The following is a 7,058-nucleotide window of genomic DNA, read 5'->3' on the forward strand; positions in this document are numbered from 1 at the left end:
GCGGCTCGTACGACCGGGTGCTGGCCCGGCTGGCGGCGGCCGGTGCGCGGCCGTACCTGGCGACGCTGCTCTACGACGCGGAGCTGCTGGCCGAGGTGCCCGCCGAGCCTCACGACCTTCCGGTGGACGCGGCGGTCACCCCGTCCGGGGTGGTCAGGTTCTGAGCCGCCCGGACCGTACGGCGGCGCTCCCGCAACGGCGCGCGGGCCGCCCGGGCCGCTCCCCGAGGGGGCGGCCGGACGGCCCGCGGAGTGCGGCCGGGCCGGCGGCTCAGCCGGCCAGCAGCGTCATGGTGTGCTTGGTGGACTTGTCCACCGCCTCCGGCGAGTAGGACCAGGACAACAGCTTCCCGTCCGCCCAGAGCTGGGTCTGGTCGTTGTAGTTGTCGTGGAAGGCGTGGCCGGAGGCGCCGCCGACGTTGATCCACCGGGAGGCGTCGAAGTCGCTCAGGTCGACCACCATCCGCATCGAGGGGATCCAGTCGACCTGGTACCCGGCCGCCGCGTTCCAGCCGGCCGCATCGACCGCGGCGGTGCCGCCGGAGAGCTGGTACGGACCCCGGTTGAGCAGCCGGTGGACCAGGCCGGAGGCGATCGACGAGTCGTCGCTGCCGAGGGTCTGCTCCTTGAGGGTCAGCGTGTGCAGCCGGCCCCAGTTCCAGGTCTTCATGTCCTTGCCGAGCTGGGCGGTGAGGTCCTGCCGGGCGTCCTTCATGGCCTCCGCCAGCAGGGACTCCAGCCCGTGCTGCGAGCGGTGGTTGGAGTCGATGTAGTTCCACCACGTGCTGTCGGGCCGGGTGAGCTGCTGGCGGACCACCTCGGTCCAGCGGTCGCCGCCGTCCGGCTGGGCGGAGCCGGCCTTGCGGGTGCCGCACTCGGTGACGGCCTGGGTGGTGTTGCCGACCGCCCCCTCGGGCAGCGTGGCGTCGCGCTTCTGCCGCACCAGCAGGCAGTCGCCCTCGGCCCGCAGACCGGCCGGGAACTTCTGCCCGAAGGCCAGGGTGAGCAGCTGGCGCCAGACGCCGTTGTAGTACGCGGCGGCGGCGGAGTCGGCGTCCTGGTGGAAGTTCCAGGTGCGCAGCAGGTCCTGGGCCTCGCGCACGTACGGGTCGTCGACCTGCACCTTGAGCAGCAGCGGCACCAGGGTCTGGGCCATCACGCTGGTGTTGTCCAGCTGGATGGCCTGCATGTCGTCCGGGGAGATCTTGCCGCCGTTCTTGAGCCGGGACTCGATCTGGTCGGTGATCTCCTTGGCCCGGGTGCCGTACTCCCAGTCCTTGGTGAGCAGGTACTTGTAGCCGGGGTCGACCACGGCCTGGTTGGCGGTGACGAGGTAGCCGGCCGGGGGGTTGTAGCTGTAGGGCAGCGACTTGAAGGGGATCCAGTCCTTCTTCCAGCCGTAGGAGGAGTCCCAGCCGGGCGCGGGGTAGGTGCCGTCGCCCTTGGTGCGCTGCGGGATCATGCCGGGGGCCTGGTAGCCGATGTTGCCCTTGGTGTCGGCGTAGATCAGGTTCTGCGCCGGGACCGCGAAGTCCTCGGCCGCGGAGCGGAAGTCGTCCCAGCCGGCCGCCCGGTCGAGCTTGAAGACGGCGTCCATGGTCCTGCCGGGGGTCAGGGCGGTCCACTGCAGGGCGACGCCGTAGCCGGCCGCGCGGTCCGGGGCGGCGTTGCCGACCGGCGCGTTCTGACCGACGTGCTGCTGCTCGGTGCTCTGGTCGGAGATCAGCGGCAGGCCGTCCTGGGTGGTGCGGACGGTGATGGTCCGGTCCTCGCCGCCGGCGACCTTGATGGTCTCCTTGCGGGACTGGAACTTCATCTCCTTGCCGTCGACCAGGTAGGTGTCCGGTCCGGTGACCTTCTCCAGGTACAGGTCGGTGACGTCGGCGCCGAGGTTGGTGAAGCCCCAGGTGATGTCCTTGTTGTGGCCGATGACCACGCCGGGCATGCCGGAGAAGGTGAAGCCCGCCGTGTCGTAGTTGCAGGTCTTGCTCACCGCGCGGCAGTGCAGGCCCATCTGGTACCAGACGGACGGCATGCCGGGGCCCAGGTGCGGGTCGTTGGCCAGCAGCGGCTTCCCGGTGGTGGTGTGCTTGCCGTCGACCACCCAGGAGTTGGAGCCGATGCCCTGGCCCTGCGGGCCGAGCAGTTGCGGCATCGCGGTGATCTTGTTCGAGACGTCCTGCAGCAGGGCGTCGGTCACGGCCCGGCTCTGCGTGGTGGCACCGGCGGCCGGGGCCGCCGGGCTCTGGCCGTCGGCGGGCTTGTAGCCGCCGTCGGCGGCGACGGTCCCGGTCTTCACGATCGTGCCGTTGCGGGCGTACGGGTACTCCGGGTAGAGCTGGGCGATCTGGTCCGGGTCGAAGTCCTGCGCGAGCAGGGCCCGGTCGATCTCGTCCTGCATGTTGCCGGAGAGGTTCCAGGCCATCGCCTTGAGCCAGGCCACCGAGTCGACCGGGTCCCACTTCTCCGGCTTGTAGTCGCCGTTGACGGCCCCGAGCAGGGTGTACTCCAGCGAGGCGCTCGACCCGCCCGGGTGCTCGCCCAGCCAGGCGTTCACGCCGTCCGCGTAGGCCTGCAGGTTCTTCTTGGTGTCCTCGGAGAGCTTGGTGTCGTACTCCTGCTGCGCGACCTGGCGCCAGCCCATGGTGCGCAGGAAGCCGTCGGTCTCGACCTGCCCCGAACCGAACATTTCGGACAGCCGGCCGGAGGTGATGTGGCGCCGGACGTCCATCTCCCAGAACCGGTCCTGGGCCTGCACGTAGCCCTGGGCCCGGAACAGGTCGGCGTCGGTGTCGGCGTACAGCTGCGGGATGCCGTTGGCGTCGCGCTTGACGTCGACCGGGGCGGACATGCCGGCCACCTTGACGGTGCCCTCGACCACGGGGAACGAGGCCTGGACGGTGCGCACCCCCCAGTAGGCGCCGCCGGCCACGCCGGCCACCAGCAGCACGGCCAGCACGATCACGATCAGGCGAGCGCGCCGGAACTTCTTCGAGCGGGACATCCGGATCCTTGGCTGGAGAGACTTTTTGCGGCCGTGACAGGTCACCACATTAGGGCGACTCAAGTGGCGGGCGAACACGGGGGACGCCCACGGTTGGATCAGGGGGACGATACCTGGGCAGGGCGACTGGCAGCGGACATCAAAGATCAGGTAAAATGTTAGACTGAGTAACGATTCATCAGCTGCCCCCTCACACCACCGAGGTGCTCCTGCGTGACCGTCGACCAGCTGAACCAGTTCCTGCTCGAGTTCTCCGTGATCCTGCTGGTCGCGGTGGTCGCCGTGCGCATCTCCACCCGCTCCGGGCTGCCCAGCCTCCTGATCTACCTCGGCATCGGCGTCGCCCTCGGCCAGAACGGCCTGGGGATCAGCTTCAACAACGCCGAGCTGACCCAGGTCCTCGGCTACGCGGCGCTGGTGGTCATCCTCGCCGAGGGCGGCCTCAAGACCAGCTGGAAGGCGATACGGCCGGTGATGCCGGCCGCCACCGTGCTGGCCACCGTCGGCGTCGCGGTCAGCGTCTTCGTCACCGCCGCCGGCGCCCACCTGCTGGTCGGCCTCGACTGGCGCAGCTCGATGCTGCTCGGCGCGATCGTCTCCTCCACCGACGCGGCCGCGGTCTTCTCGGTGCTGCGGATGGTCCCGCTGCCCGAGCGCCTCACCGGCCTGCTGGAGGCCGAGTCCGGCTTCAACGACGCCCCCGTGGTGATCCTGGTGGTGGCCTTCGCCACCGCCGGACCGCTCGACCCCTGGTACATGCTGGTCGGCACGATCATCGCCGAGCTGGCCATCGGCGCCGCGGTCGGCTACTCCGTCGGCCGGATCGGCGCGTACGGGGTCAAGCACGTCGCGCTGCCGTCCTCCGGCCTCTACCCGATCGCCGTGCTGGCCCTGGTCGTGCTCGCCTACGCGGGCGGCGCGCTGCTGCACGGCTCCGGGTTCCTCGCCGTCTACATCGCCTCGGTGGTGCTGGGCAACAGCAAACTGCCGCACGGCCCGGCCGTCCGCGGCTTCGCCGACGGACTCGCCTGGATCGGGCAGATCGGCATGTTCGTGGTGCTCGGCCTGCTGGTCACCCCCGAGACCATGCGCTCGGCGATAGTGCCCGCGCTGGTCGTCGGCGCGGTCCTGGTCTTCGTCGCCCGGCCCGCCTCGGTGCTGGTCACCATGACGCCGTTCCGGCTGCCCTGGCGCGAGCAGGCCCTGCTCAGCTGGGCCGGGCTGCGCGGCGCGGTGCCCATCGTGCTGGCCACCATCCCGCTGGTCGCCGACGTGCCGAGGGCCCAGGAGCTGTTCAACGTCGTCTTCATCCTGGTCGTGGTCTTCACCCTGCTCCAGGGTCCGACCCTGCCGCTGGTCGCCAAGCGCCTGCGGATCGGCGAGGGCTCGATCGGCCAGGACCTCGGCATCGAGTCCGCGCCGTTGGAGAAGCTCCACGGCCACCTGCTGTCGGTCTCGCTCGCGGCCGGCTCACGGATCTCCGGCGTCGAGGTCGGCGAACTGCGGCTGCCCAAGGGCGCCGCCGTGACCCTGGTGGTGCGCGACGGCTCCAGCTTCGTACCGGAGCGGGCCACCGTGCTGCGCGCCGGGGACGAGCTGCTGGTGGTCACCACCGAGGAGGTCGGCGAGGCCGCGGAGCGGCGGCTGCGCGCCGTGGACAAGGGCGGCAAGCTGGCCGGCTGGCTGCGCGGACGGCAGGCGGACGGGTAGCGGGCAGGTAGCGGGCGGGGACCCGGGGTGCCGGGGACGTGGGGAGTCAGGGACCCGCGGTGTGTACAGGGCCGTGCGCGTCGGAACGGCAGGGGTGTGCCTCTGTTCACCTTCCGTTACCAGCCGGGGCTTGCCATGACCCGCTAGGATGAAGGTATATAGGCGTTATCAGCGTTTTCGTTTTCAAGACTGAACCACCCGCAACATCTGCCTGAAGCAGAGTTGGCGCGACCGCTCGGCGGCCGCGGTCCGCAGTTGAACTGAACTTCTCTGGCCCCCGCTTCCACGACCCGGCCAGCCGGACCCGGTATCTACCCCGGTCGACGCGCGAGAGGACGACTCTCGGCGCCGTCGGGGCTTTTCCCTGCCCTGTTCCGCGCTACCAGGCAGCAGGAAGGACCGACCGTGACGGCCCGCCGAACGGTCGAAAGCCCCGACACCCCCGCCCGGGCGGGTTACGGAGCGCTGCTCCGCACCCCCGGCGCCTGGACGTTCCTGACCCCGGCCTTCGCCGCCCGGCTGCCCTACGCGATGCTCAGCCTGGGCATCGTGCTGCTGGTCTTCCAGACCCACGGCTCGTACGGCACGGCCGGCGCCGTGGCGGCGGTCTCCGCCGTCGCGCAGGCCCTCGTCGGCCCGCAGACCGGCCGGCTGGCCGACCGCTACGGCCAGGCCGCGGTCCTGCTGCCCAGCATCGCCGTGCACGCGGTCTCCGTCGGCGCCCTGATCTCGCTGGCCCTCGGCCACGCCCCGGTCTGGACGCTGTTCCTGGCCGCCGCGCCGGCCGGTGCCAGCGTGCCGCAGATCGGCGCGATGGTCCGGGCCCGCTGGGTCGGCCGCCTGTCCGACCGGCCGGCCATGCTCAACACGGCCTTCGCCTTCGAGTCGGTCACCGACGAGTTCACCTTCGTGATCGGCCCGGTCCTGGCCACCGCGATCGCCACCCAGGCGTCCCCCGCCGCCGGCCTGATCGCCGAGGCCGCGCTGACCGTGGCCGGCGGACTGGCCTTCGCCGCCCAGCGGCGCACCGCCCCCGCCCGGCACCCCCGGGTCGAGGGTGTCCGGCGGGTCTCCGCCCTGGCCTCTCCCGGCGTCCGGCTGCTGGCCGCCTCGTTCCTGGGCGTCGGCACCGTCTTCGGCGCCATGCAGGTCTCGGTCACCGCCTTCGCCGAGTCGGCCGGACAGGCCGGCGCCAACGGCACCGTCTACGGGATCTTCGCCGGCGGCTCGATGATCGCGGGCGTGCTCTACGGCCTGGTCGGCTGGAAGCGCTCGGCCCGGCAGCGGATGCTGTTCTGCTACGCGCTGCTGGTGCTCGGCTGCTCCACGCTGTGGGCGATGCCCAACCTGACCGCGCTCGCGGTCGCCGGGCTGTTCTGCGGCCTCGCCATCGCACCCACGCTGATCACCGGGTACACCCTGGTGGAGACGCTGGTCGCGGACGGCGCCAAGACCGAGGCGTTCACCTGGCTCACCGGCGCCATCGGCCTCGGCCTGGCGATCGGCTCGACCGTGGCCGGCCAGCTGATCGACCTGCACGGGCCGTCGGCCGGCTTCCTGGTCCCGGTCGCCGGGGCCGGCCTCGGCCTGGTCGGCCTGGTCACCCTGCGGCAGCTTCTGGTCGCCCCCGGCAGCCGGAGCCGGACCGTCGCACGCAGCGGCGGCCTCGCCGCGAAGACCGCCAAGATCGCCACGGTGGAGGGCTGATCCGACCGGGATCACACCCGGATCACGCCCGGAGCGCTGGACTCAGTCAACGGAATACCGCATCATTGACCATCGTTAGCACTCATCAGGCCAGAGTGCCAGGGGGAAGTGCAGGAGGAAGAGCAAGTGCCCACGTACCAGTACCAGTGCACCGAGTGCGGGACCGGCCTGGAGGCGGTGCAGAAGTTCACCGACGAGGCCCTGACCACGTGCCCCGAGTGCCAGGGGAAGCTCCGCAAGGTCTTCTCGGCCGTGGGTGTGGTCTTCAAGGGCTCGGGTTTCTACCGGACCGACAGCCGCTCCTCGTCCAGCAGCTCGGTGACGTCCGGGGCCTCCGGTTCCTCGTCCACCAGCGGCTCCTCCGCCTCCTCGGCGCCGGCTGCCGGCGGCTCGTCCGCCTCGTCGTCGAGCTCGTCCTCGTCGACGGCCTCCGCGCCGGCCGCGAGCTGAGACTGCGGTAGCGCGCCGGGAGCGAGGTGGCGCGGGGTCGACCCGCGCAGGTCCGACGCGCTCGATGCCGGTGCGCGCCCGGATGCGGTGACGCAAGACGTATGACGGCCCGGTGCCGCCGCAGCGATGCGGTGGCACCGGGCCGTCGCGGTTCGTACGGTGGCGCGGGGCCGCGGGGCGGGGCCGGG

Annotated in this window: 5 protein-coding genes; 4 read left to right on the plus strand and 1 reads right to left on the minus strand. The window is 71.5% G+C overall.

Translation table 11 applies throughout. The features are described from left to right. Positions 1 to 164: 5-formyltetrahydrofolate cyclo-ligase (locus AA75_RS24285; protein ID WP_033822340.1), on the plus strand; the 164-nt coding region annotated here is incomplete at its 5' end. Between the two features lie 106 nt (positions 165 to 270). Here the strand turns inward: AA75_RS24285 and AA75_RS24290 are convergent. After that, entirely contained in the window at positions 271 to 3,003 is a 2,733-nt protein-coding gene (locus AA75_RS24290; RefSeq protein WP_033822341.1) for a penicillin acylase family protein, read from the minus strand. Positions 3,004 to 3,216: 213 nt separating this feature from the next. On the opposite strand from AA75_RS24290, the gene AA75_RS24295 reads away from it, so the two are divergent. The 3 genes from AA75_RS24295 (at position 3,217) to AA75_RS24305 (ending at position 6,870) form a co-directional block, all read left to right on the plus strand. After that, positions 3,217 to 4,713 carry a potassium/proton antiporter gene (locus tag AA75_RS24295; protein WP_033822342.1) on the plus strand — a complete coding sequence of 499 codons (1,497 nt, stop codon included), beginning with the start codon at positions 3,217 to 3,219 and terminating at the stop codon, positions 4,711 to 4,713. Positions 4,714 to 5,118: 405 nt separating this feature from the next. Continuing rightward, on the plus strand, positions 5,119 to 6,420 hold the full coding sequence (locus AA75_RS24300) for an MFS transporter (protein WP_033822343.1): 1,302 nt from the start codon (positions 5,119 to 5,121) through the stop codon (positions 6,418 to 6,420). A gap of 126 nt (positions 6,421 to 6,546) precedes the next feature. Beyond that, positions 6,547 to 6,870, plus strand: a complete 324-nt coding sequence (locus AA75_RS24305) for an FmdB family zinc ribbon protein (protein WP_033822344.1) — start codon at positions 6,547 to 6,549, stop codon at positions 6,868 to 6,870. Positions 6,871 to 7,058 lie beyond the last annotated feature (188 nt).

It is taken from the genome of Kitasatospora sp. MBT63 (assembly GCF_000710465.2).
GTDB lineage: Bacteria > Actinomycetota > Actinomycetes > Streptomycetales > Streptomycetaceae > Kitasatospora.